Genomic DNA, 24,320 nt, shown 5'->3' with positions numbered 1-24,320 from the left:
CTAACGTGGCCGAAAAGCCAAATGACGGGGCCTATCCCTGCATCGTCATAACCGTGTGGTATGAGCCCCCGCCTTCGAATTAGGACACTACCGCGCCCTCTCCGCGCTCGACTCTCCCTAAAGTTGTGATCTATTCTTGATGCCAGGGACGGGCCAATTTGCGGCCGGCGACGACCATTGTAATTTTTCGAAAGGCATTTTGATGCGTTCGCTATTTGCGCGGCTGCACCGGCGTTATGGGCCCAGGATTACCGGTGCTGAACGGTATTACGGTGACAGTGCACTAAATGCCAGGCCCGAAAGTCCATTAATTTAGTGCACTGTCACCTTAATAGCGAAGAGATTTGGCTACGGTTATCTCTTGTGGCTGTTTCCCGGTGAGAGGCGGCAGTTCGCGCAGTTAGGATACAAGGGCCAGTATATTTGCGTTGATCCGACCTCAAAGGTCGTCATGGTGCACACTGCAATTGAGGACCCGGTACATCGAGACGAACCATGGGCTCTATGGTCGGCACTGGTCGATCAGCTAGGCTGATGATAGCTCGGGACAAGCTCGACATCGACCGCTTCGGGTCCACTTCAAGACATCGCCCGATGGGTATAGATAGGACTATTGTCCACCCGGAGAACAGCAAGTGGGCCGAATAGCAGCCTTCGTATGGATCGTAACGACTTTCACAATCATTGTGGTCGCCACTCCACTCCGGGCTCAAGCAATACCGGAAGCGTCAGCGTGCGGATACCTCGCTGGTCTAATCGATAAGGCATCGCCGTCAGGGCCGTTGTTCCTGCCCAGCTATCCGACCGTCGAATCGGGGCCTCTCCATGGCGCCGCCTACCTCTATGACAATGCGGTAGCCGCCATCGCATTAGTCGGTTGCGGCGAGCGAGACAAAGCGTATCGAATTGGCTCGGCGATTCTCTGGGCCATCGATAACGACCGCACCTGGCATGATGGGCGGCTCCGGAACGCATACGCCGCGGGTGCGGTGGCCAGTGGCTCCGCCAAACTTCCGGGTTGGTGGGACAATACGCAGAACAAGTGGTTAGAAGATCGATATCAGGTGGGCAGCGATAATGGTAACATGGCGTGGGCCATATTGGCGTTGCTGTCGATTGATGATGTGAACACCGGCTCTCGGTTCCGCGATGGTGCGGCACGGCTTGGCACCTGGGTCGCGCAATGGGCCGACGCGCGCGGCACTGGCGGTTTCACGGGCGGTACGTTTGGACACGAGCCGACGCCCGACGTACGGACATGGAAATCAACCGAACACAATACTGACCTCGCCGCCGCGTTTGGCCATCTTGCAACCCGCACCGGCGATTCGCGCTGGCGTGATATGGCAACAGCTGCTGAGCGCTTCGTCGATACGATGTGGGATCCGGCATGCGCCTGTTTCGCCGCAGGGACCGCTGAAGACGGCATCACGCGCAATCCGATTTTGGCCCTTGATGCTCAAGTCTGGCCGTTAACGGCGCTCCCCGGAGCGGCCAAGAAATTTGCATCGGCAATTTCGACCGCCGAACAGCGAATGAGTGTCGACAAGGGCTTTTCTTACGGTGAAGACCGAGACGGTGTGTGGACCGAAGGGACGAGCCAAATGGCTCTCTTGCTGAAATTGCTCGGCAGGACTGGGAGGGCAGAGTCGTTGATCGCTGTCATAGAAGCCCAGAGGTCGCCGGATGGCGGGTTCTATGCCACAAGTATCCGCGCGCTACCGACTGGGTTCATGTTGGATACCGATCCGGCCAAGCCACGCCTCTATTTCCGATTGCCACATCTTGGCGCAGCTTCGTGGGTTGCCCTCGCGGAACGTGGGTTCAATCCCTTTACGGCGACAAAAGGACTTCCGTAGTTTAGGCCGCGCTGCATCTCTCGGCCTCTCCGGTCTTTTTGATTTCGATATGTCGGCTACGGGGGTCAAAAGCCGAAGAATTCACTTTGAGCACAATTGGTCTGCTGCGCTCTTGGAAGCGGACTTCCGTCCGGCCCCTTATGAGCACATGTTCCTGTGCATCAAGTGACTTCGCCGCGCTCACTCTTCCCGAGCTATGACACTATCGCTCCCCGAGATGTGAAATCTGTCATAGGCTGCGCCTTTCCCGTAGCGGCGAAGCCGCGACCTTCGAGGAGAGACGCCAATGAAACCCACGATATCGGCCTGCCTCGCCGGTGCGATCCTCGTGGCCGGCATCTCCCATGTCGCGGGCGCATCCGACGCGACGCACTCAAAGATCTCGGGCTCCACGGCGCTGGCGCTGACGGGCGTGATCGCGCCGCTATCGCCAATCCTGTCGGGCGCCGAGAAGAAGGCGGTGGCGATGCTGTTCGCCGCCAATGCCGACATTCCCTACAAGAAGCCGATCGTGGTGACCGCGGACAGGATCGTCTGCCGCACCAGCAATGTCGACATCACCTTGCGCAATTGCGAGGTCATCTTCGGCAACAAGGTCAGGACCGTGAACGGACCCACGGCCAATGAGATCTTCGCGACCGAGGCGCTGGCCGGCATTCCGCCTGACGGCGCGGCGGGATCGAATTTCGAGAGCCTGAGCAAGCTGAGCTGCACGATCGACCCCAACGCGATCAGGCAGAAGGACGGTAGCGGGGCGGATTGCACGTTCCAGCCGGGGAATTGAGCCGGGGTTGAACGCGACCCCGAGGTGCCGCGAAATCGCCGCAAGAGGGACTGACAAGACAACTAATAAGGCGAATTGAAAAGACAGGCCAAGCCGGCGCACCATATCTGGGCCAGCAAGGCCGGCACCAAGATGATGAAGAATTATCTCGCTTTTTTCCTGCTTCTGACCGCGACAACGGCGTTCGCGCATGGTCCGTTGCCCACGCGGCTCACCGCGCCGTCCGATCTTGTCCGGGTCGGCCTCACCGATAACGACACGACGGCCGGCGGCGTCGCGCGCATGTGCGAGCAGGTCACCTTCTCGCGTGGGCTGCGCTATGGCGACAGCGAGGCCAATGTGCTCGACGTCGCGACCAGCGGCGACACCAAGACGGACACGCCGCGGCCAGTGCTGCTGTTCGTGGCCGGCGACACGTTTACCGGCGACCGCGGCGCGCCGGACCTGTCCCGCGACATTCATGACGAGGCGATGTGCTTCGCCGCGCGCAACGGCATGATCGGCGTGCACGTGAACTACCGCCTGGCGCCCGCAGCGGCCTGGCCGATGGGCGCAACCGACGTCGCAGCGGCGCTATCCTGGATCCACGGCAATATCGACCTGTTCAACGGCGACGCCCGCGAAATCGTCGCGGTCGGCTATGGCGCCGGCGCCTTCCATGTCGCGAGCCTGCTGGCGCACCCCGAGCTCCAGGCCGACCGCGCCGATGTCGCGGCGATCGTGCTGGTGTCCGGCATCTACCGCGCCGGCAAGGACGCCAGTGACAGCGAGAAAGCCTATTTCGGACCTGACGCCGCTCAATATGACAAGCGCTCGGTGTTTCCCGGCGTCCTCAATGTCGACGCGCCGATCGTGCTGGCCTGGGCCGCCAACGATCCCGCGAACCTGGTCGCGCAAGGCGAAACCCTGAAGAAGACGCTGTGCGGCGCCGGCCACTGCCCGCGCACCACGCTGCTGCGCAGCCACGACGGCATCGCCGCCGCATTCGGGCTAGACGGTTCCGGCGATAGCCTCGCCGAACCGACGCTGCTGCTGGTGCATCAGCTCGAGGCGCGGGGGTTGCCGTAGCATTCACAGCAGCTCGACGATTATTCACACCGTTTGCTAGGCCACCCCTCTGCCTGGAGGGAGCTGAGCGGAGCACACGCTCCTCATCCTGAGGAGCGCGCACTGGCGCGCGTCTCGAAGGATGCAGGCCCGTCTGTGGCCTCGCCCTTCGAGACGCCGCTTCGCGGCTCCTCAGGGTGAGGGATAGAGACTGTCGCAGCAGCGCGTCAGCACGCCTGCCGTTTCGGCCGGGCAGCCACACACAGCTCAAAAGCGCAGCCACAGGATTGCCAAACGCTTGACGTAGATCAACCCGCTTGGGTGCAGAACGAGCCGACTTCGTTGGGGGCCAACGACAAGGTGTCGAGCATGCGCGTCACCGGCAGACTGCTGTTCGTTTTGATCGCCGCGCTCGCCTCACTGGGGGCGATGTCGGAGCAGCGTTCGGATCAGCCAACTCCCGACAAGGAAATCCGCATCGGCAATATCGTGCCCTATTCGGGACCGCTCTCGGAGTTCGGCGCGATCGGCAAGGCGGAAGCCGCTTATTTCGACATGGTCAACGATCGCGGCGGCATCAACGGCCGCAAGGTCCGCTTCATCACCCGCGACGACAATTCCGATCCCACGGCCGCGCTGGAGCTGACCCGCGATCTCGTCGAGAAGGACGACGTGCAGCTGATGTTCGGGTCGTTTGGCACACCGGGCAATCTCGCCACGCGCTGGTACCTGAACGAGAAGAAAATCCCGCAGCTGTTCGTGGCCTCCGGCGACGAGGAGCTGAGCCAGGCCAAGGCGTTTCCCTGGACCATGGGCTGGCAACCGCCGTTGCGCTCGGAGGGGCGCATCTACGCCAACTACCTCCAGGCCTATTATCCCCGAAAGAAGATCGTGGTGCTCTGGCAGAACGACCAGTTCGGCCGCATGCTCTACAAGGGCATCCAGGAAGGCCTCGGCGATCTGAACCGTCTTGTCCTCGTCGACGTCGCTTTCGACCTTGCCGACGAGCATCTCGAAGGGCATGTCTCGATCCTCAAGCGCGCGGGCGCGGACATCTTCGTCTTTCTCGGCGTGCCGTCGACGGCGTCCAAGGTGATCCAGCTGGCGGCGTCGCTGAATTGGCACCCGGTCTTCATCGTCAACGATGCCTCCGCCTCGATCGCCAATGCGATGGCGCCCGCGGGCCTCGAGAACTCATCCGGCGTGATCTCGGCGGCGTTTCTGATGGATCCGAGCGACCCCGCCTGGAAGGACGATCCCGCCATGAAGGATTGGTTCGCCTTCATGGACAAGTATCATCAGGTCGAAAGCACCAACAACAGCGCGGCGCTCTATGGCTACGCCGCAGCGGAAGCGCTGACCAACGTGCTGAGGCGGTGCGGCGACGATCTCTCGCGCGAGAACATCATGCGCCATGCGGCGTCGCTGCGGGATTATCACCCTTCCGTCGCGCTGCCCAATATCAGGATGAATACGTCGCCGGACAGCTATCTGCCGATCAAGCAGATGCGGCTGGTGCAATTCGACGGCCGCTCCTGGCAACCCTTCGGCGCGGTGATCGAGACCGCGTTCACGGAAGGCGCGGCGCGGTGAGGTGCACGCCGCCTTCAGCGAGGCCAGCGCGCTTTCGAACAGCGAGCGCACCCGTGCGGCATCACCGGATTTCACCACGGCCGGATCGAGATAGAGCTCGAGGCCGGGCGCGCGCTCGGTGATGATGCCGCCCTTCTCGGCTGTTGCGTCGTTCAAGGCGTCGACCGAATAGGGAATGACCTCGCGGCTGATGCCCTTCATCGTGATCGCGGGCAGCGCGTGGCGCGTCGAACTCGGAACTCCGCGCGCGTGGCGCCTACGATGTTACCCATACCGATTTTGCAGTTGTCTCTGGCCGCGCATTTGCATCTAAGTCCTAGATGGTGCGAGTGGAAACGACGCGCGGCGGAGCAGAAGTGATATGGAACACGATGCGAAATAACGGAGCAGATTCTATCAAATGTTAGGATCGATTTTTCGCTCCGCGCGGAACGGAGAAGGTGGCGCATGCGCCACCGCGGGTCGGCGACAGTAATGAGTTCCAGCGGAACTGGTAACCGACTTCTGGCAACGCTGCCACCCGCGGATTTCCATCTACTGGCGCCTGAGCTGGAGACGGTCGTGCTCGGCCAGGACGCAGTCCTCTCGCAAGCGGGTGACCGGATCGAGCATGTGTTCTTCCCCCATAGCGGTGCCATCTCACTGATGGCCGACATGGCGGACGGACGGACCGTTGCCACCGCCATGGTCGGGCGCGAAGGCGCAGTAGGTAGTCTTTCGGTGCTGGGGCCATCTCCTTCGGCCATTACCGCCATCGTCCGTGCGGCCGGCACCGCCGCGCGAGTCCCTGCATCGCGATTTTACGCCGCTTTCAGCCGGAGCCCCGCAATCCGGCACGCGATCCAGATTCACATCAGGGCGATACTGGTGCAGCTTCAACTCGGCTCGGCCTGCAATGCGCTGCATCCGGTCGAAGCCCGTATGGCTCGCTGGCTGCTCCAGGTTCGCGACCGCATCGACGATGACGTCCTGCCGCTCACTCAGCAGGCGCTGTCGCAAATACTTGGTGTGCGACGAACGACAGTGACGCTCTTGATGCGCAATCTGCGCGCGTCTGGAGCGATCAAGTCCGATCGACGAGGCCACATCGAGATCGATCCAACCCGGCTCGCCGCGGCGGCGTGCGAATGCCACGACAACATCCGTCTCGAAGTCGAGGATATCTTCTCGGCGAAACCGGCCCGATCTTACATCATGGCTGCGCAAGACGATCGGCGCATGTCAGGAGACGAATCGGGCGATGCCGCGTGAACCTTGCCGCGTGAGCCTTGCCGCGCCAGCCCCAAAAAGATTCGCCGGCGTGCGCCGGCACTGCAATCAACGCCGCTTCCAGACCCAATCAGGTTCTCTTCGTCCGGTCGAGGTTCTGTCCGGATCGGGATTGTGCCTCGAGCCTCGCAAGCTCGCGCAGCACCTTCGCCACCTCTCTTAATTCGTTACGCGCAGGGCCCGGCTTGAGCCGTCGTGCTTCGTCAAGAAAATCCTTGGCCTGCATCAGCCAGGTGGACGTCTCAATATAGTTTTGAGTGTGCGCCATGGTGTCCCTCCATCGCAATCACTGATGATCTGCTTGGACATCAACCTTTCCACGAGGTCGCGCTGTGATGCCGCGACCCGCTCGGCTCATGGACCCAGGCCTCCGGCGCGAACCAGGCGTGATCGGATTGGCAGATCGGGCAGCGGGTGCGCCCGAAGAACACAACGCTGCGCCGAAAGCTCTCGCGATCGGTCGTGATACCGGTGGGGATCGCCCGGCCGGTCTGCGGGCATCTGACCATAACCATACCCATATGAGCCTCCCATAACTTGGCTTTCGCTGGTTTTCGAAGCAAACGACCGGCCGGTTGGAATGCGCCTCTTGAGGTGCGGTTACTTGGGGGCATCGTGCACCTGCCCGTTGTTGACCGAGCATGGGGCGCATGCTCGTGGCGGGGCTTATTCCAACCGGCGGTTCCCTCTTGGACGAACCTGGAGTGCCGCTTTAGCCGGCCTTCTGAAGGGCCTTGGCAAAGTGCTTCTTGATCGGCTCGCTCGTTTCCATCGCCAGCTTCTCAGCAAGCTTCCACAATTCCCTGTTCTGGGCGGATGCAGCGTCGAAGACCTTGCGCGATTGCGCCGCCGTCAAGGTGACGACATCGGTCGCCGATTTGCTGCCCAAAAGATCGGCGAAGAAATCCATCGTTGCGGACGTATTTGCGTTCGAGATCTCCAGCAGCTTGAGCCCGTAGTCTGTCGCGCTCCTTGCATTGCTTGAGTATGTCTCACGGAACGTGTCCGCCATCTCTTCCGATGCGATCTTGATCCGCTCGCAGCCTTGCTTTGCGCGGGCGACGCTCTGCTCTGCGAGTTCGCCGATCACAGCAGGCAACTCGATCTTCGGGAATCCGAACAGCGGCGTCGCAAAACCATTCGCTCCATTTGGCGCGACCTTCACTTCACTTTCATTCACGGCACCAACTCCTTCTCAAACGAAACCATTCCCGCTTAAACGAAACCATTTCTCGCGACGCCGCATTGCGTCATGAGAGCGCGTGGAGGCGAGGATTTATCCCGCCTCGGTGTTCGATCAGTTGTCTGTTGAGCATCCAGCCCGGACACGAGTATGCGCGACGAAATTGCGAAGCGTCCGTTCGATTTGCGACTCTCGCCAAAAATTTTCTCGAGCATGTCAATACACACAATCGTCATATCTACAGGAATGAAGCGTGTGTGGACGGGCAGACCGCGAACGGCTTTTGATCGACAAGATCAACGAGCAGATGGGCATCGGTGGCGCTGCCGGTCTAAACTCTTGCACCCAAGCTCTTGCACCTAAACTCTTGCACCCAAGCTCTTGCAGCCAAGACGGAGCGAGCCATGACCGAGACCCTTCGCATCACGCGCATTGTCGTGCGGCCCGTGATCGTGCCGATGAACCTGGCACTGCAGACCTCGACCGGTGCGATCGACAAGGCGCCGCTGGTGCTGATCGACTGCGAGACTGACCAGGGTGCGGTGGGGCACGCCTATCTGTTCTCGATCACGCCGTCGGCCTTGAAGCCGCTGACCGCGATGGTCACTGAAATGTCAGAGCTGCTCGCAGGCGACGAGCTGCTGCCGTTCGAGATCGAGCGCAAGCTGACCCGGCGCTTCACGCTGCTTGGCCTCGCCGGCCTGCAGCGGCTGGCGCAATCCGGCATCGACATGGCGGCCTGGGACGCGCTGGCCCGCGCGCGAGGCCTGCCGCTGGCCCGCCTGCTCGGCGGAGCACCAAAACCGGTGAAGGCTTACAACTCGAAAGGGCTTGGCATCATGCCGGCGGGCGCTGCGGTGGAGGAAGCCCACAAGCTGCTGGCCGAGGGTTTTCACGCCGCGAAAATCCGCGTCGGCCGGCCCGATGCCCGCGAAGATCTCGCCGTGGTGCGCGCGGTGAGGAGGGCGGTCGGCGATGATGTGACGCTGATGTGCGACTACAACCAGGCGCTGACGGTGACCGAAGCGATCCGCCGTGGCGAAATGCTCGACGACGAAGGGCTGACCTGGATCGAGGAGCCGATCCGCCATGATGACTATGTGAGTTGCGCTCGCATCGCGGACGCGCTGCGCACGCCGGTGCAGATCGGTGAGAATTTTGACAGCGCGTTTTCGATGCAGACCGCTCTGTCAGCAGAGGCGTGCGACTATGTGATGCCCGACGTGCAGCGAATCGGCGGCGTGACCGGCTGGGTCCGTGCCGCAGCACTCGCGCACGCCGCCGGCATCGAGATGTCGACGCATCTGTTCTCGGAGGTCAGCGCGCACCTGCTCTGCGTGACGCCGACCGCGCATTGGCTGGAATATGTCGACTGGGCCGACGCGGTGCTTTCGACCCGCCTCGCCATCAAGGATGGCTTTGCGCTGCCGAGCGAGGAGCCGGGCAATGGGATTGCGTGGGATGAGGCGGCGGTGAGGAAGTATCTGGTGGGATGATTGGCCGTTCGGGATCAGCGCCGATCGAAATCGACAGACCGGGCACGAGGTGGTGTTCATCGCCGAGGTCGCGTTTCCGCAACGCGCGTTCAGCGGGCAGGACCGCATCGACTTCCGCGAGGACAACGGAGAGCAGATCATCGCCCGCTGGTTCGACCTCGCCGATCTCGACGTGCCGGGCGGCCCGAGCCTCTATCCAACCGGGCTGAAGGATTTGCTGCTTGGGACCGAGGACAGGACAGTGACGAAGACCTCAGCTCCGTCATTCCCGCGCAACCGCTAAGCGGTTGCGCGGGGGTGACGGTGATAGAGATGCCGTTACCACACCTCCGCGCCGGGGATTTTTTTGCGCACCGCGATGCGCTGGATCCGGATGCAACGACGGACGGATCGATTGGAGCGCCCCACGCGGAGATGCCCTCGCCGGCCTGAAGCAGCGGCCCTTTTGCCTGTGAAATGGAACACATTTGAGACGCCGTTTAGGTTGTATCGTGCTTAAGATGTAACCAAGGCAAATGGGACGCACGACCCCGTATCTATTTTTCGATCATTCATTCTCGAACACAGAGTTGGAGTAGGCAATGGACGAACCCAAGCCGCTCACCAGCGTCTTCAACAGGACCGCAAACTTCTCCATCCACCAGGTCGATAATGTGTTCAGGGCCGCTGCGCATGCCGCCACCGTCGCCGCTGCCGTGCCGGTCACCCTGCCGCCGACGCTCGGGCCGCTGTCGGCCTTCACCGGCACGTTCACGGGACAGGGGTTCAACACGATCTTCCGGCCCGACAGTGCGACGACACCGACCCAAATGCCGGGTCCGATCAACACCACCGATCCGCCCGACAATTTGCTGGAGCTGAACCTCACCGACGAGACGATGTCGTTCTCGAACAATCTCGGCTCGATTCCCAATCGCGGTTCGGGACCGCAGGCCGATGCCTTCCTGAACGGCGTGCCTTATCTGCAGACCATCAACGACGTAACCACGGGGACGCCTGTCGGCATTCACTTCGAGCCGGGCATCTGGCTCGCGGTGCCGAGCAGCACCAATCCGCACGAACCGTTCACGGTCGCGCGCATGGCTTCGATCCCGCACGGTACGACGGTCACCGCGCAAGGTGCCGCGCTGCCGGCCGTCGCCGGCAAGCCGACCATTGCGGCGATCGACATCACGCCGTTCTTCGGCGGCAATCCGGCCAACAAGTTCACGTTCCAGAATCAGACCGCGGCCAACAAGACGACACGCAGGCTGCCGCAGGACCTCACTGCGCTGATCGCCTCCGGCAAGCTCACCCAGGCCATGATCACCGATCCGAACACGGTGCTGCGCCATCAGATCGCGCATCAGACCATCAGCCAGACCATCATCATCGAGACCTCGACCAAACCCGGCACGCCGCTATCAGGCGGTCCGTTGCCGGCCGTCGCTTCGCCGGGACCGCATCCGCAGGCGCCGAACTTCGCCGGCGGCACCGCGAACATCGCGTTCCTGCAGGGTGTGCCGGTGCCGCCGCCGGGCGGCAATGGCGCCAACGCCAATGCGTTCCAGATGGATGCCGTGTTCTGGATCGAGACTGTCATCTACGACATCGACGTGCCGCGCATCGCGTCGGGCGAGCCGCCAATCACCCTCCAGCCGTTGCAGAAGGGCACGGTGCCGCTGGTGCCGAGCTTTGTCGCCACGCTTCTGTTCGTGCCGAACAAGGCGTTTGCCGGCGGCCGCGTCCGGGTGGCGACGACGCAGATCCAGTATTCACAGAAGGTCATGCTGGATTTCAACGGCCTGACCTGGCCGCACGTCTCCGTCGCCTCGCTCGTGCCGGCAGCCCCGGTGCCGATCCCGGAGCATTTGTTGCCGCTGACGTGAGCGCGGTCCGATGACGCGAAGTCGGCCGCCCCTTGGATGTTCGAAGCCGAGGCCGGGCCAGTCTTGGCCCGGCCGACAGGCGGCACTGTTTCCGAGATGCATCTCGCGTCGTTGCCCCGGATAGACCGGGAGCCGCTACCGCAGCGGCAGCGATGCGCGCGTTTCCGACAGGATCTCTCTCGAAAACTCGTCGTCGTCGACGATGCGGGCGAGCACCATCGCGCCGACCATCGACGCCCAGGCCGCGATCGCGGCGCGGCGTTTTGCGTGAGGCGTGCCGTCATTGGTGTCAGCGGTCAGAAAGTCGATCCGGTAGCGCGTGGCCTGCGTCATTCTGTGGCGAAGATCGGCTGAGCCTCGCGCCGCCTCAGTTCCGAGACTCGAGAACAGGCAACTCGTCGCGCGGTTGTTGCGGTGCCGGACGCTGAGGTAACCGTCGGCGTAGTCCGCCGCCGACCGGCGTGGGTCCGGACTGTTGGCGGCCGACGGCAGCACGTGTCCGACAGCCTCCGCAATCAGGGCCTCCTTGGACGGGAAGTGCCCATAAAAGGCTCCGTGCGTCAGACCAGCTTCCTTCATCACCTCGGCGACAGTGACGTCGTCGAAGCCGCGTTGACGGAACAGGCGCGCGGCCGCGGCCATGATCCGCGTGCGATGCTCCGCCACTTGTTCTTTGCTCACTTTCATTTGCACACCTCGTGATGAGTCGTCATTTTACATGATATCTATCATGAATATAATTATGACGGATATCAGGATTAAGGTCTCGAACCCGGATCATGGTCGCCCTTGCGGATTTCCCCGATCGCCCCAGCCGGGACGAAGGGCGGGATAGCCGCGTGTCATCCAAATCCCAGCGCGGGACCGGGCCGACCCGGCGCCGAAACAACGAGGTGAACATGATCCACTCGATGAAGCCGGCGAGCCCGCCCAATCCACGGCCGTCGGCGCGACGCCGCAGCCTTTCGGCGGCCGTGATGCTGCTCGCGCTGGTCACGACAATCGGCGCAGGCGGACGGGCGCAGGCCGCTGCAAATGACGCCGAGGCCCGGATCATCTTCGAAAGATTCATTGCCGCGCAAAATGCGCACAACGCCGATGAGGTGAAGGCGATGTTGCTGGATTCGCCCAGCACGCTGCTGTTTGCGAGAGGCGTCGATACACGCGGCCGCGATGCGGTCGCCGCCCGGTTCAAGGAGTATTATGAAGGCACCTGGCACCTCGAACCCGACATGTCGAGATTCCGGGTCGCCGTGATCTCGAATGATGTCATGCAGGTCCTTGTGCCGATCGTTTTCACGCGCGGCCTTCCGGGCAAGCCACCGCAGCAGAATGTTTTTCTAATCAGCCAGACCTACGTTCAAGACGCGAACGGCTGGCACGTCGCTTCCATCATGCCGGTGGCGAACACGGAACTCAAATAGGCGGCGGTCACGCATCGTCAGGGCGAGGCACCATACCTGCGCCCTCGGCGGGCCAGCTTATTCGGGTGAGAGGAGCAAGACGCACCAGTCCGCCTACGCTCTTCGAGCTACACCGGACACGCTTCGCACTGAGATTGGTGGATCGTGGCTTGCCGAGCCGGGCGGCATCCTTCACTCGGCTATCGCGAGCGAAGGATGGTGGGCACGACAGGGATCGAACCTGTGACCCCTACCATGTCAAGGTAGTGCTCTCCCGCTGAGCTACGTGCCCTAATAGTCCATTTAGGTCGGGTGGGGTCCCTATAACGGCTCGGGGGAGCCGGTGCAAGGACGGAAGGGGGCCAATTTAGGCCGCCAGCATCTTGTTCACTTCGCTCACCAATTCGCGCAGGTGAACGGGCTTCGACAGCACCTTGGCGTTCTTGGGGGCGTCCGAATCCGAGTTCAGGGCGACCGCGGCGAAGCCGGTGATGAACATGATCTTGATGTCGGGGTCGAGTTCCGAGGCCCGGCGGGCGAGCTCGATACCGTCCATCTCCGGCATCACGATGTCGGTCAGGAGCATCTCGAACGGCTCTTCCCGCAACCGCTGATAGGCGGCCATGCCGTTGTCATGGGACGAGACCTGAAAACCGGCGTTTTCCAGCGCCTTGACCAGGAAACGGCGCATGTCGTTGTCGTCTTCAGCGAGCAGGATTTTTGGCATGGCAGGAACGTCGATTCCCCAGAGGATAAGCAGAGGTCACTAAGCCCGACAGAGGGTAAATTTCGGGTGAAAATCTTTACCTTGGGCCCGACCGGCGCGACCCCTTGTGAACCCGAATGCAGCACGAATCAATCGAGTTGCGCCCGCGCATCCCCGCCTCCCTGCCCGCACGGTTAAGACATGTTCCAGCGTCGATCACATCTTTTCGCTTGGCAGAATGGTTGTGATTCCGGACAATGACGACACATAAGAGCCGCTCGACCGGCCGAATCATTCGATCCGGGACCTGTGCCGGATCGTGCGGCGTGAAGGGACGAAGCCTGAGAAGATGACCCGGTTTGACGGCGACGCGTCGCCAGCCTTCGAGATCGCGGAGCCCGCCGAGTGGCGCGCGCCTGTTATCTTCAACTCGCCCCATTCCGGCTCGACTTACCCGGACGAATTCCTCGCGGCATCGCGCATCGACCTGCCGCAACTTCGGCGGTCCGAAGATTCCTTCATGGACGAGTTGATCAGGCACTTGAGCGATCGCGGCTTTCCGACCGTGCGGGTGAACTTTCCCCGCTCCTATGTCGACGTCAATCGCGAGCCCTATGAGCTCGACCCCCGCATGTTCACCGGACGCCTGCCGAGCTTTGCCAACACGCGCTCGATGCGGGTCGCGGGCGGGTTAGGCACCATTCCGCGCGTGGTCGGCGACGGCCAGGAGATCTATCGCGACCGCATCCTGGTCGACGACGCGCTGGCGCGGATCGAGACACTGTACAAGCCCTATCATCGCGCGCTGCGCCGGCTGATCAACAAGGTGCACCAGATGTTCGGCACCGTGGTGCTGGTCGACTGCCATTCGATGCCGTCGGTCGGCGTCAGCAGGGACGAGCCGCGCCGGCCCGACGTCGTGATCGGCGACCGCTACGGCACGAGCTGCACGCCGCTGCTGCCCGACCGCGTCGAGGAAACCATGACGGGGCTCGGCTATTCGATCGGCCGCAACAAGCCCTATGCCGGCGGCTTCATCACCGAGCATTACGGCAACCCGGCGAGCGGCCTGCACGCGGTGCAGCTCGAGCTCAACCGTGCAATCTACATGGACGAGCGCCGGCGCGAGCGCGGCCCGCGCTTTGCGCAGGTGGCGAGCGATTTCGGCGTCCTCGCCGATGTGCTGGCGACCACGATCCCGTTCGGCGATCTCGGCCCGTTCCAGGCCGCTGCGGAATAGACGCGAGCCTTTCTCGAACGATCGTGCTCTCTGCGAGAGATGCGAATGCGTTTTCGCTTCGCAAGCGTACGCACGCTAAACTGAAAACAGGCGACATAAGAAAAAAGGGCCGCTTCTGATGAAGAAGCGGCCCAAGTCTAGGGAGGAAACGCCCAAGGAGGGCAGCGGTAACGCGAGAAGCGCTACCGCACCGCAACAATATGCGGCCGCGCCGCACAAAGTGCAAGGGCTTTTGAGCCGTTTCCCATGCAAAAATACATGGCTCATTTGCTTCCAGCGAAATCCAGATTCAGTTTCTTTGATAAGTAATTTCAATGGGTTGATAATCATTTGCATACGAACGAGGCATACGCGGAACTAAGTTCTCAACACTGTGATCGATATTTGGCCAGCATATGGCTCGCCCGAGGCAGACGGTATCCGCATCCAAAATACCAGGGTGCAAATCAAGACAGCGCTGCCCGCGAGAGGCGAATTGAGCTAGGCAGATGAAAGCTTCACCCGACTTTCGTTTTGAGGATGCGCCGTGACGGTGATCGACTTCTCAGCCTTCATCGGACGACTTGCCACCGCCTCCGGCGAAACCATCCTGCCGTTCTTCCGCACCTCGCTGTCGATCGACGACAAGAGCAAGACCAAGGATTTCGATCCGGTGACGGAAGCCGACCGCGCGGCGGAAGCCGTGATGCGGCGGCTGATCAAGGCCAGCTTCCCCCAGCACGGCATCGTCGGCGAGGAATTCGGCAATGAGCGCGAGGACGCCGACTATGTCTGGGTGCTCGATCCCATCGACGGCACAAAGTCCTTCATCGGCGGCTTTCCGATCTGGGGCACGCTGATCGCGCTGCTGCACAAGGGTGCGCCGGTGTACGGCATGATGCACCAGCCCTTCATCGGCGAACGTTTCTCCGGCGACAACGGCTCGGCCAACTATAAAGGCCCGTCCGGCGAGCGCAGGCTCCAGGTCCGCCGCTGCGCCTCGCTGTCGGAGGCGACAACTTACACCACCAGCCCGCTGCTGATGAACGAGCGCGACCGCGCCATTTTCGGCCGCATCGAGCAGGGTGCGCGTCTCTCGCGCTATGGCGGCGATTGCTATTCCTATTGCATGCTGGCGGCCGGCCACGTCGATCTCGTGGTCGAGACTGAGCTCAAGCCTTACGATATCGCTGCCCTGATCCCGATCGTGACCGGCGCCGGCGGCGTCGTCACCACCTGGGAAGGCAAGCCGGCCCAGGGCGGCGGCCGCATCGTCGCGGCCGGCGACGCAAGGGTTCACGAAGAAGCATTGAAACTGCTCAACCAATAACAAACGCGAGCGGGAGGCTTGCATGATCATCTCACGCAGGCTTCTCGTTGAATTGTTCTTGGGATTGTTTCTGCTGCTGCCGTCAGTGGCGGCGGCGCAGAATTTCCCGGCAAAACTGATCAAGCTGATCGTGCCGTTCCCGGCCGGCGGCCCCAACGACATCATCGCCCGCGTCATCGGCCAGCGCATGTCGGAACTGGCAGGCCAGCCGGTGCTGATCGACAATCGCGGCGGCCAGGGCGGCGTGCTCGGCACCGACGCGGTCGCCAAGAGCGCGCCCGACGGCTACACCATCGCCATCTCCTCTGCCGGCGCGCTCGCGATCAGCCCAAGCATGGAGAAGGTCGCCTATGACACGCTCAATGATCTGACGCCAGTGACGCTGGTGGCGACCGTGCCGGAAATGCTGGTGGTGGCGACCAACGTGCCGGCAAAGGACATCGGCGAGCTGGTTGCGCTCGCCAAGGCGCAGCCCGGAAAGCTCAACTTCGCCTCCTCCGGCCCCGGCAGCCTGCCGCATCTCGCCGGCGAATTGTTCAAGCTGACGGCCAGGATCGACATCGTGCATGTACCCTATCGTGGCGCCGCGCCTGCGGTGAACGATCTCTTGGGCCAGCAGGTGCATATGACGTTCCTCGACCTCCCGGTGCTGCTGCCGCAGGTCAAGGCCAGCGCCCTGAAGCCGATCGCGGTCGGCTCGGCGGAACGCGCCCCGACCGCACCCGACGTGCCGACCACGAAGGAAGCGGGCTTTCCCGATCTGCGCATCGAGAACTGGTACGACATGGTCGCGCCCAAGGGCACGCCGAAGGAGATCGTCACCGCGCTGCATGATCTCGCGACCAAGGCCATGGCGGATCCCGCGGTGAAGGAAAGGCTCGCCCAACAGGGCGCGACGCTGATCGGCGACGAGCCGGAGCATTTTCGCGCATTCATCGCGGACGAGACCGCGAAATGGGCGAAGGTGATCAAGGACGCCGGCGTCGAGACGGCGAAGTAGCTCTCTTACCCTCCCCTGGAGGGTAAGCGTAGAGCTCACATCGCCTCTGCCCTTAAATGCTCCACCAGCATCTTCGCCGGCCGCGGCAGCGCCTTAAAACTTCGCGCACAGATCACGAGGCGACGGTTGGCCCAGGCGTCACGCAGGCGGACCATCGCGAGCGGCATCAGCTTGGCGCAGCGGCGGGCGGCGGATTCCGGTACCAGGGCGACGCCGACATCGGCCGAGACCAGCTGGCAGATCGCGTCGAAGTCACGCAGCCGCGCACGGAAATGCGGGCGCATGCCGAGCCGGGCGGCGTGCTTCGAAATATGCATCTGAAGCGCGGTGGCGCTGGTCAGGCCGACGAACTCGCAAGCGTTCGCCTCCTGGAAATCGATCTGGCGGCGGCCGGCGAACGGACCGCGCTTCGACGTCACCAGCGTCAGCCGGTCTTCGCTGAACACGAAGCGCTCGATATGGTCGGGCAGCGCATGCTCGGCGGCGAAGCCGAGATCTGCGGCGCCGGCGGTGATCGCGGCCGCAATGTCGGTGCTCTCGCGCTCCTCGATATCGATGGCGACGTCGCGATGCTCGCGCAGGAAACCGGCGAGCGCCTTCGGCAGATGCTCCGACAGGCCCGAGGTGTTGGCGAGGAAGTGCACGCTGGCGCGCACGCCGCTGGCGAAGCCCGCGAGATCACCGCGCATAGCGTCGATCTGGTGGATCACGAGGCGGGCATGGTCGAGCAGGCTCTCGCCGGCCGCGGTCAATTCGACGCCGCGCCGCCCGCGCTTGAGCAAGGCGACGCCGAGCGCGTCCTCGAGCCCCTTGATCCGCGCGCTGGCCGAGGCCAGCGCCAGATGCGAGCGCTCCGCGCCGCGGGTGATGCTGCGCTGGTCGGCGACCGCAATGAAAAGCTGGAGATCGACGAGGTCGAAACGCACAGGTCTTTCTCCAAACTTAGCCTTCGCTGTGTACGAAGGCTGTCTCCGGAACCTCCAGATTGTGCCTCGGCGCGGCTTCGGTCAATGTGGCTGTATGATTGACCCATTCCTCATTCTCATCGCCGCCGTCTTCCTGGTCGCCGGATTCGTCAAGGGCGTCGTCGGGCTCGGCCTGCCGACCGTGTCCATGGGCCTGCTCGCGGTGAACATGGCGCCCAGCCGCGCGATCGCGATCGTGATCGTGCCCGCCATCGTCACCAACATCTGGCAGACATTTGTCGGCCCGCATTTGCGCGACATCCTGAGGCGGTTGTGGCCGCTGATGATCGGCACTGTGATCGGATGCTGGCTCAATGCCGGCGCGCTGACCGGCCCCTATGCCCGCTACGGCACCGTGGTGCTCGGCATCCTGCTGGTGATCTACGCCATCATCGGCCTCAGCAAATTCGAGTTTTACGTCGCACCTGAGAACGAGAAATGGGTCGGCGGCATGGTCGGCGTGATCACCGGCGTGATCTCGGCCTCGACTGGCGTGCAGGTGATCCCCTCGATGCCGTTCATGCAGGCGATCGGGATGGAGAAGGACGAGCTGGTGCAGGCGCTCGGCGTGTTCTTCACCACCGCAACGCTGGCGCTCGCCTTCAACCTGACTGCGGGCGGCCTGCTGACACCGGCCAATGCCGTGCCGGGCGCCGTCGCCATGGCGATGGCCTTCGCCGGGATGTTCGTGGGACAGTCGGTACGGGCGAAAATGCCGGCGGAAGCGTTCCGCCGCTGGTTCCTGGTCGCGATGATTTTGCTCGGTGTCTATTTGGCCGGCAGCGCGCTGCTGAAGGAACTCGTCTGATGGCAGATCCACTCATCCGTTCGGATGAGCTACCGCGTCTCCAGCATGGCGACGCGGATGCCGAGATAGATGAAGAGGCCGCCGAGGGCCCGGTTGACCCAGGCGATCACGCCCTCGGACTGCCGCAGCCGGTGGGCGGCCTTGGCCGCGAACGCCGCCAGCACCAGGCACCACAGCGTCCCCGTGCAGATGAAGATCAGGCCGAGCGTCAGGAAGGCGAGCGGCTTGTGCGGCGCGTCGGCTGCGACGAATTGAGGCAGGAAGGCCAGGAAGAACAGCGCGACCTTGGGATTGAGCGCGTTGGTGAAGACGCCCTGGAGGAAAACCCGCCGCAGCGAGCTCCGCTCGGCCTCTTCCTTGACCGCGACCAGCGCCGGCCGCGACCACAGCATCTGGAGCCCGGTCAGGACGAGATAGGCCGCGCCGACCAGCTTCAGGATCGAGAACGCGGTGGATGAGGCCATCAAAAGCGCCGAAAGGCCGATCGCGGCGCCCGCGACATGGAAAAAGCAGCCGCAACTGATGCCGAGGGCCGCCGCCGCCCCGCCGCGCCAGCCCATCTGCATGCTGCGGCCGATCACATAGACCGTATCAGGCCCCGGCGTGATGTTGAGCAGCAGGCCCGACAGGACGAACAGCCAGACTTCGTGAATGCCCAGCATGAGAAAGGCCTCCCGCCGCCCGGCCGGGCGGTCTCAAAGGACTGGCCTTAGTCGGTTCGCACCCCGCCGTCCACCACCGGGAATGCTTAGGATTTGCGTCGAATTTGCAATGCGGATCAGACTTTCGCTCGGCCGCATCTGCTCTATAAAGGCAGGGTTCTTGAAATGCAGGATTCAAGGCGACTGCCACGCCGTGGCCGGTCCCATATCCCTTGGAGCTCCGGAATATGGAAAGACGTCTCGCCGCTATTGTCTGCGCAGATGTCGCCGGCTATTCGCGGATGATGGGCAGTGACGAGGCCGGCACCCACGCCGTCTTCAAGGCCCATCGCAGCGCGATCCATCCCATCATCCTCAATCACGGCGGCCGTGTCGTCAAAAACACCGGCGACGGCTTCCTGCTGGAATTCCCCTCCATCGTCGGCGCCGCCGAGGCCGCGATCGCGATGCAGGTGCTGATGGCGGAGCGCAATCATCATCTGCCCGCCGACCGCGCCATGCAGTTCCGGCTCGGCATTCATATGGGCGATGTCATCGCCGACGAGGACGAGGTGTTCGGCGACGATGTCAATATCGCCGTCCGCCTGGAATCGGTGGCGAGCCCCGGCGGGTTTGCGATCTCGGCCAAGGCCTACCGCGAGGCCAGCAAGCATCTCACCGTGCCGCTGGTCGATGGCGGCAACCACCGCTTCAAGAACATCAAGGATCCGGTCGGGGTCTTCACCTGGTCGCCGGAGGGGGCGCAGGCCGCGCAGGTCATGGATGCCCCGGCCCTGGTGCAGCAATACCGCACCGCGATCGTCGGCGTGCTGCCCTTCGCCAATCTCAGCGACGCCCAGGATGAATATTTCTCCGACGGCCTGACCGAGGACCTGATCCACGCGCTGTCGCTGCAATCGTTCTACCGCGTGCTGAGCCGCAACTCGACCTTCGCCTTCAAGGGCAAGAATGCGAGCACCCGCGTGATCGCGCGCGAGATCGACGCCACCTATCTGATCCAGGGCTCGGTGCGGCGCGCCGGCGCCAAGATCCGCGTCACTGCCGAGCTGATCGCGCCGGAGACCGGCGAGCAGCTCTGGACCGGCCGTTACGACCGCGACATCGGCGACCTCTTCGCGATGCAGGACGAGATCACGACCAATCTGTCCGCGGCCATCGCCACCGAGATCGTCCGGGCCGAGGCCTCCGCGCCGGCGCGCCCCACCAACGACATCACCGCCTGGGACCGCTTCCTGAAGGGCCTGTCACATTATTACCGGCAGACCAAGGAAGATCTGACCACATCCGTCGACCTGTTCCGGGAGGCGATCACGCTCGATCCCAAACTGTCGATCGCGCATGCCTATCTCGCCACGATCCAGATCCAGAGCATCCAGTTCGGCTGGGTCAAGGGCACGCGCGAGATGTGGGCCGAGGCGATGCGGCTTGCCGAAACCAGCGTGCGGCTCGACCCGCGCTCGTCGTTCGCATTCTCGATCCTGTCCTGGGCGCACGCGATGGAAGGCCATGACGAGGCGGCGATGGACGCCGCCAAGCGCGCGGTCGCGCTCAACCCCTACGACATGGGCGCACGCGGCGTGCTCGGCATCTGCCATTTCGTCATCGGCGAGCATCGCCAGGCGATCGAACTGTTCTCGATGGCCGCCCAGCGCGACAACAGCGACCCGCGCTATCAATGGGCGGCGCTGAACGCCTTCAGCCACTATCTCGTCGGCCGGTATGACGCGACCCTGTCGTGGGCGCGCGAGCAGCTCTACGTCAACCCGAACCACATGCAAGCGCTCGCGATCCGCGCCGCGGCGCTGGCGCAATTGGGCCGGACCGGCGAGGCGAGCGAGGCGACAGGCGTGCTGATGGGCAACTACCCGACCCTGAATGTCGACCGCCATTTGCGGAATTTTCACTGGAAGCGGGCCGAGGACATCGCGCATTACCGCGAGGGGCTGCTGAAGGCGGGCGTGCCTGCCACCAAGCTCACTTTGGTCCAGAGCGACATCAAACGCGCCGCCGAATCCTGAGGGCGGATCACGGCCCCTCGCGTCTGCTTTATTGACACAAGAGTGAATTCAGCCACACTTCGCTACACGCTGAAGTAGTATAGCATGCTGTCGGTTTGTTGGGACTTTCTGCGCTTGATCGGCGCGTCTGCATTTCACGATTCGCTGTTTTCAGGATTTTGGGCCATGAACGACCGCGCCTCGAAGCCCCCCTTTGATCCCTCGATCCAGGTTTCGCCCAACAATCCCTGCCCGTTCCTGCGCGGCCTTGTCGGCGAGGGTTTTGTCGACGGCGGGACGGTGCCACTCCGGACGCTGTCACAGACCATCGCAAATGCAAGCGGCGAGACTGGAGCGAAAAAGACGCTGGCCCGCATCCAGGTCCGCGGCGTCGCGCTGATCGCCAATGGCGCCTGTCACATCCTGCAAAGCATCTTCTGGGGCGCGCAGCTCAATATGCTGCGCGGTGGCCCGCTCGACAAGCTCGGTGCCGGCTCGCGCATCCTCGGCCTCGACGGGCGCGTCAACGAGGACGAGATCGCGCGGCTCGCCGGTTTCGGCAGCACCTATGCCGATCCCGATGGCGGCACCGAGACCGGGCTCAATGCCTCGCAAATCCAGACCTTCATGGACGACAATCTCAAGCGCGCCGGCAATCAGTCGCGCTGGTATTACCCAATCCTGATGAAGTTCGAATGGCCGGTCCTGCTCAAGATCATGGGCAAGGGTCAGGGTGATGACCGCTATCTCAGCGTGGCTGAGGTGAGGACATTGTTCAACGAGCGCAAATTCCCTGCCAGGATCACCCAGCGGGTCGTCAGCCAGCCGGTCACCCCGCCCTCGCTCATCTTGCGCGTTGCCGGCGGTCTCGTCGCAGCGCTTCTTGTCTTCGGCATCGTGGCGCTGCGCTTTCCCGATCAATTCCAGCCGATGCTGCCCGGCATCCTCGGGGACCTGGTGGCGCCGCCATTGCCTGAGCACGTCGAACCCCGTGCCGCGTACTGGCTCGAGCAAAACTGGGCGCTGGAGGACCGGCACTGGTTTCATCACGCCAGCCAGGGCACCGCGACCTTCCCGGTACCCTATAGCTGGTTCATGGCGCTCGAGCAGCCGCGGCTTCATTTCTTCGCAAAGCCCGGGATGCTCCATGACAGCGACCATCTGCAGCGCTTCGGCTTCATCCCCAGCCCGCAGACGATCAACACCGACGACGCCACGCTGCGCCGGTTCGGCTATGCCAACGTCTACGACAAGACGAAGCCGGTGCCGGCGCGGCTTTGGGATCCGCCGGTTAATTGGGGGACCCAGGCTGAAAACGTCGACGGTCTGCCCGTCGGCTTTGCGCGCATGACCGGCGTGCCCGATCCTGCGACCGGCCAGATCGGCGAGGACCGGATCGGCCTGACCTGCGCCGCGTGCCACACCGGCCAGATCCACTACAAAGGCATCGACATCCGCTTCGATGGCGGCCCGGCGATGACCGACCTGAGGAAACTCGAGATCACGACCGGTCTGTCGATCGCCTACACGCTCATCGTGCCGGGTCGCTTCACGCGCTTCGCCGACCGCGTGCTAGGCCCGGCCGCCAGCGATGCCGATCGCGATGCGCTGAAGCAGAAGCTGAGTGCGATCGGCACGTTCCTGGTCGACTGGGAGAAGACCTACAAGAAAACCATCGACGGCAAGACGAGGTTCAACGAGAAGACGAAGCGGGACGAGCAGCAGCAGGATACGGAGGAAGGATATGGCCGTCTCGACGCGCTCAACCGCATCGGCAATCAGGTCTTCGCCCAGGACATGACGCTCAGCGGCCTCAGCGGCTTCGAGAAGAATCTGCATGCCAAGGACGCGCCGGTCAGCTTCCCGCCGATCTGGACCGTGCCCTGGCTCAAATTCGCGCAATATGACGCTTCCATCGAGCAACCTCTGATCCGCAACGCCGGCGAAGCGCTGGGCGTGACCGCGCTGCTCAATTTGTCCGACAATACGCCGAGGGACGCGCTGTTCCGCTCGTCGATGGACATCAAGAATCTGAACTGGATCGAGGATCTGCTGAAGGGCTCGGCGCCCTATCCGAAAAAGCAGCTCTCCGGACTGACATCACCGAAATGGCCGTCGGACATCTTCGGCGATGATGCCTGGAAGGTCGATGGTGACCGCGTCAAGAGCGGCCGTAAGCTCTACGCGCAGATCTGCGCCGAATGCCATCTCGGGCCGGTCAACGATCCCGCCTTCGACACCGAATTTCCGGACCAGAGCATATGGTCGTCGTCGCGCTGGGAGACCATCGGCAACGACAAATTGCTGAACGAGGTCCAGAAAAGCGTCAAAGGCATGGGAACCGATCCCGCTCAGGCCAGCATTCTGGCGACGCGGACGGTTCAGGTCCCGGGCTTTCTCAAGCTCGATCCCACGCAGAAACTCAATGCCTGGTGGAGCTGCAATCTGCCGGATATCTCTTCGACTGACATGCCATACTCCGTCGGCCTGATGGTGCTCGTCGACATCGTCAGCCGCAAAGCGATGGACGATGCGAAGATCGACCCGAAGGTTCAAAAGGCCTGGTGGGGTGAGCGCCAGAACTGCCCGAATCCCGGTCCGCAGCCGGCCGATAAGAGGGAGCCGCCACCCTGGTATCGCGCGCGCCCGCTCAACGGCGTCTGGGCCACCGCGCCTTACCTGCACAACGGATCGGTGCCCTCGCTCTATTGGATGCTGAGCCCCGCGGCTGAGCGCCCCAAATCGTTCTGCATGGGCGGTGGTCGGGACTACGATCCGAAGCAGGTCGGATTCGCGGTCGTCGACGGCGAGAGCTGCAAGACCGGACAGTCGCGCTTCTCGACGCGAGCGTCTGATGGCACCGAGATGGTCGGCAACAGCAATGCCGGCCACTCGTTCGATGGCACGCCAGGCCCCGGCAAGGACGGCACCGTCGGCCGCGTGCTCAAAGAGCAAGAGCGCTACGATCTGATCGAGTATCTGAAGACGCTGTGAACTGGTTCCCTACCTCTCCGCCGATTGCGGGGAAAGGCCGGAATCCATCCCCACCGTCATTGCGAGCGAAGCGAAGCAATCCAGGCTGTCTCCGCGGAAAGATTCTGGATTGCTTCGCTTCGCTCGCAATGACGGAG

Annotated in this window: 22 protein-coding genes and 1 tRNA gene; 15 read left to right on the top strand and 8 right to left on the bottom strand. The window is 62.9% G+C overall.

All coding sequences use genetic code 11. The features are described from left to right. Nucleotides 1-782 precede the first annotated feature (782 nt). The 5 genes from ACP2YP_RS05790 to ACP2YP_RS05770 all read left to right on the top strand — a co-directional run bounded on the left by ACP2YP_RS05790 (nt 783) and on the right by ACP2YP_RS05770 (nt 6,534). A complete protein-coding gene (locus ACP2YP_RS05790) occupies nt 783-1,859 on the top strand; it encodes a hypothetical protein (RefSeq protein WP_426422895.1) in 1,077 nt (358 codons plus the stop codon). 286 nt (nt 1,860-2,145) lie between these two features. Then, nucleotides 2,146-2,643, top strand: coding sequence for a hypothetical protein (locus ACP2YP_RS05785; RefSeq protein ID WP_426422893.1), 498 nt, complete (start codon nt 2,146-2,148; stop codon nt 2,641-2,643). A 135-nt stretch (nt 2,644-2,778) separates the two neighbouring features. Continuing rightward, nucleotides 2,779-3,711 (top strand): alpha/beta hydrolase, encoded by a 933-nt coding sequence (locus ACP2YP_RS05780; RefSeq protein WP_426426055.1) that lies wholly within the window; start codon nt 2,779-2,781, stop codon nt 3,709-3,711. A gap of 348 nt (nt 3,712-4,059) precedes the next feature. Then, nucleotides 4,060-5,283, top strand: coding sequence for an ABC transporter substrate-binding protein (locus tag ACP2YP_RS05775; RefSeq protein ID WP_426426054.1), 1,224 nt, complete (start codon nt 4,060-4,062; stop codon nt 5,281-5,283). A 474-nt stretch (nt 5,284-5,757) separates the two neighbouring features. Further along, nucleotides 5,758-6,534 carry a Crp/Fnr family transcriptional regulator gene (locus tag ACP2YP_RS05770; RefSeq protein ID WP_426426053.1) on the top strand — a complete coding sequence of 259 codons (777 nt, stop codon included), beginning with the start codon at nt 5,758-5,760 and terminating at the stop codon, nt 6,532-6,534. A gap of 88 nt (nt 6,535-6,622) precedes the next feature. Here ACP2YP_RS05770 and ACP2YP_RS05765 read toward each other — a convergent pair whose 3' ends face one another. The 3 genes from ACP2YP_RS05765 to ACP2YP_RS05755 form a co-directional block, all read right to left on the bottom strand. Then, nucleotides 6,623-6,820 (bottom strand): hypothetical protein, encoded by a 198-nt coding sequence (locus tag ACP2YP_RS05765; protein WP_426422892.1) that lies wholly within the window; start codon nt 6,818-6,820, stop codon nt 6,623-6,625. Nucleotides 6,821-6,860: 40 nt separating this feature from the next. Continuing rightward, the gene (locus ACP2YP_RS05760) at nt 6,861-7,073 is read right to left on the bottom strand and encodes a hypothetical protein (RefSeq protein WP_426422890.1); all 213 of its coding nucleotides are present in this window, start codon (nt 7,071-7,073) and stop codon (nt 6,861-6,863) included. A gap of 191 nt (nt 7,074-7,264) precedes the next feature. Then, nucleotides 7,265-7,732 (bottom strand): phasin family protein, encoded by a 468-nt coding sequence (locus ACP2YP_RS05755; RefSeq protein ID WP_426422888.1) that lies wholly within the window; start codon nt 7,730-7,732, stop codon nt 7,265-7,267. Nucleotides 7,733-8,139: 407 nt separating this feature from the next. On the opposite strand from ACP2YP_RS05755, the gene ACP2YP_RS05750 reads away from it, so the two are divergent. The 3 genes from ACP2YP_RS05750 (at nt 8,140) to ACP2YP_RS05740 (ending at nt 11,099) form a co-directional block, all read left to right on the top strand. Further along, nucleotides 8,140-9,231, top strand: coding sequence for an enolase C-terminal domain-like protein (locus tag ACP2YP_RS05750; protein ID WP_426422887.1), 1,092 nt, complete (start codon nt 8,140-8,142; stop codon nt 9,229-9,231). A 52-nt stretch (nt 9,232-9,283) separates the two neighbouring features. Next, a complete protein-coding gene (locus tag ACP2YP_RS05745; protein WP_426422885.1) occupies nt 9,284-9,514 on the top strand; it encodes a hypothetical protein in 231 nt (76 codons plus the stop codon). A 298-nt stretch (nt 9,515-9,812) separates the two neighbouring features. Beyond that, the gene (locus ACP2YP_RS05740) at nt 9,813-11,099 is read left to right on the top strand and encodes a heme-binding protein (protein WP_426422883.1); all 1,287 of its coding nucleotides are present in this window, start codon (nt 9,813-9,815) and stop codon (nt 11,097-11,099) included. A gap of 135 nt (nt 11,100-11,234) precedes the next feature. On the opposite strand, the gene ACP2YP_RS05735 is transcribed toward ACP2YP_RS05740, so the two are convergent. After that, nucleotides 11,235-11,786, bottom strand: coding sequence for a TetR/AcrR family transcriptional regulator (locus ACP2YP_RS05735; protein ID WP_426422882.1), 552 nt, complete (start codon nt 11,784-11,786; stop codon nt 11,235-11,237). A 92-nt stretch (nt 11,787-11,878) separates the two neighbouring features. Between ACP2YP_RS05735 and ACP2YP_RS05730 the strand changes: the two genes are divergently transcribed. After that, the gene (locus ACP2YP_RS05730; protein ID WP_426422881.1) at nt 11,879-12,523 is read left to right on the top strand and encodes a DUF4440 domain-containing protein; all 645 of its coding nucleotides are present in this window, start codon (nt 11,879-11,881) and stop codon (nt 12,521-12,523) included. Between the two features lie 196 nt (nt 12,524-12,719). Here ACP2YP_RS05730 and ACP2YP_RS05725 read toward each other — a convergent pair. Together ACP2YP_RS05725 and cpdR are read right to left on the bottom strand one after the other, a co-directional pair. Then, a tRNA-Val gene (locus ACP2YP_RS05725) sits at nt 12,720-12,794 on the bottom strand. A 75-nt stretch (nt 12,795-12,869) separates the two neighbouring features. Further along, the gene (gene cpdR, locus ACP2YP_RS05720) at nt 12,870-13,229 is read right to left on the bottom strand and encodes a cell cycle two-component system response regulator CpdR (RefSeq protein WP_007597092.1); all 360 of its coding nucleotides are present in this window, start codon (nt 13,227-13,229) and stop codon (nt 12,870-12,872) included. Between the two features lie 328 nt (nt 13,230-13,557). Here cpdR and ACP2YP_RS05715 point away from each other — a divergent pair, with 328 nt between their 5' ends. The 3 genes from ACP2YP_RS05715 (at nt 13,558) to ACP2YP_RS05705 (ending at nt 16,757) form a co-directional block, all read left to right on the top strand. Beyond that, nucleotides 13,558-14,448, top strand: coding sequence for an N-formylglutamate amidohydrolase (locus tag ACP2YP_RS05715; protein WP_426422879.1), 891 nt, complete (start codon nt 13,558-13,560; stop codon nt 14,446-14,448). A 526-nt stretch (nt 14,449-14,974) separates the two neighbouring features. After that, on the top strand, nt 14,975-15,757 hold the full coding sequence (gene hisN / locus ACP2YP_RS05710) for a histidinol-phosphatase (protein WP_212297229.1): 783 nt from the start codon (nt 14,975-14,977) through the stop codon (nt 15,755-15,757). Between the two features lie 22 nt (nt 15,758-15,779). After that, nucleotides 15,780-16,757 carry a Bug family tripartite tricarboxylate transporter substrate binding protein gene (locus ACP2YP_RS05705; RefSeq protein ID WP_426422878.1) on the top strand — a complete coding sequence of 326 codons (978 nt, stop codon included), beginning with the start codon at nt 15,780-15,782 and terminating at the stop codon, nt 16,755-16,757. Nucleotides 16,758-16,792: 35 nt separating this feature from the next. Here ACP2YP_RS05705 and ACP2YP_RS05700 read toward each other — a convergent pair whose 3' ends face one another. Next, the gene (locus ACP2YP_RS05700; protein WP_426422877.1) at nt 16,793-17,683 is read right to left on the bottom strand and encodes a LysR substrate-binding domain-containing protein; all 891 of its coding nucleotides are present in this window, start codon (nt 17,681-17,683) and stop codon (nt 16,793-16,795) included. Nucleotides 17,684-17,777: 94 nt separating this feature from the next. Between ACP2YP_RS05700 and ACP2YP_RS05695 the strand changes: the two genes are divergently transcribed. Further along, nucleotides 17,778-18,530 carry a sulfite exporter TauE/SafE family protein gene (locus tag ACP2YP_RS05695; protein ID WP_426422876.1) on the top strand — a complete coding sequence of 251 codons (753 nt, stop codon included), beginning with the start codon at nt 17,778-17,780 and terminating at the stop codon, nt 18,528-18,530. 29 nt (nt 18,531-18,559) lie between these two features. On the opposite strand, the gene ACP2YP_RS05690 is transcribed toward ACP2YP_RS05695, so the two are convergent. Further along, complete coding sequence (locus ACP2YP_RS05690) at nt 18,560-19,192, bottom strand: LysE family translocator (RefSeq protein WP_426422874.1); 633 nt, start codon at nt 19,190-19,192, stop codon at nt 18,560-18,562. Nucleotides 19,193-19,419: 227 nt separating this feature from the next. Between ACP2YP_RS05690 and ACP2YP_RS05685 the strand changes: the two genes are divergently transcribed. Further along, nucleotides 19,420-21,210, top strand: coding sequence for an adenylate/guanylate cyclase domain-containing protein (locus ACP2YP_RS05685; protein ID WP_426422872.1), 1,791 nt, complete (start codon nt 19,420-19,422; stop codon nt 21,208-21,210). 165 nt (nt 21,211-21,375) lie between these two features. Beyond that, nucleotides 21,376-24,183, top strand: coding sequence for a di-heme-cytochrome C peroxidase (locus ACP2YP_RS05680; protein WP_426422871.1), 2,808 nt, complete (start codon nt 21,376-21,378; stop codon nt 24,181-24,183). The last annotated feature ends 137 nt before the right edge of the window (nt 24,184-24,320 follow it).

It is taken from the genome of Bradyrhizobium genosp. A (assembly GCF_049949275.1).
Classification (GTDB): domain Bacteria; phylum Pseudomonadota; class Alphaproteobacteria; order Rhizobiales; family Xanthobacteraceae; genus Bradyrhizobium.
Note: the sequence above shows the minus strand (reverse complement) of the source record. Positions and strands in the feature narration are given on the sequence as shown.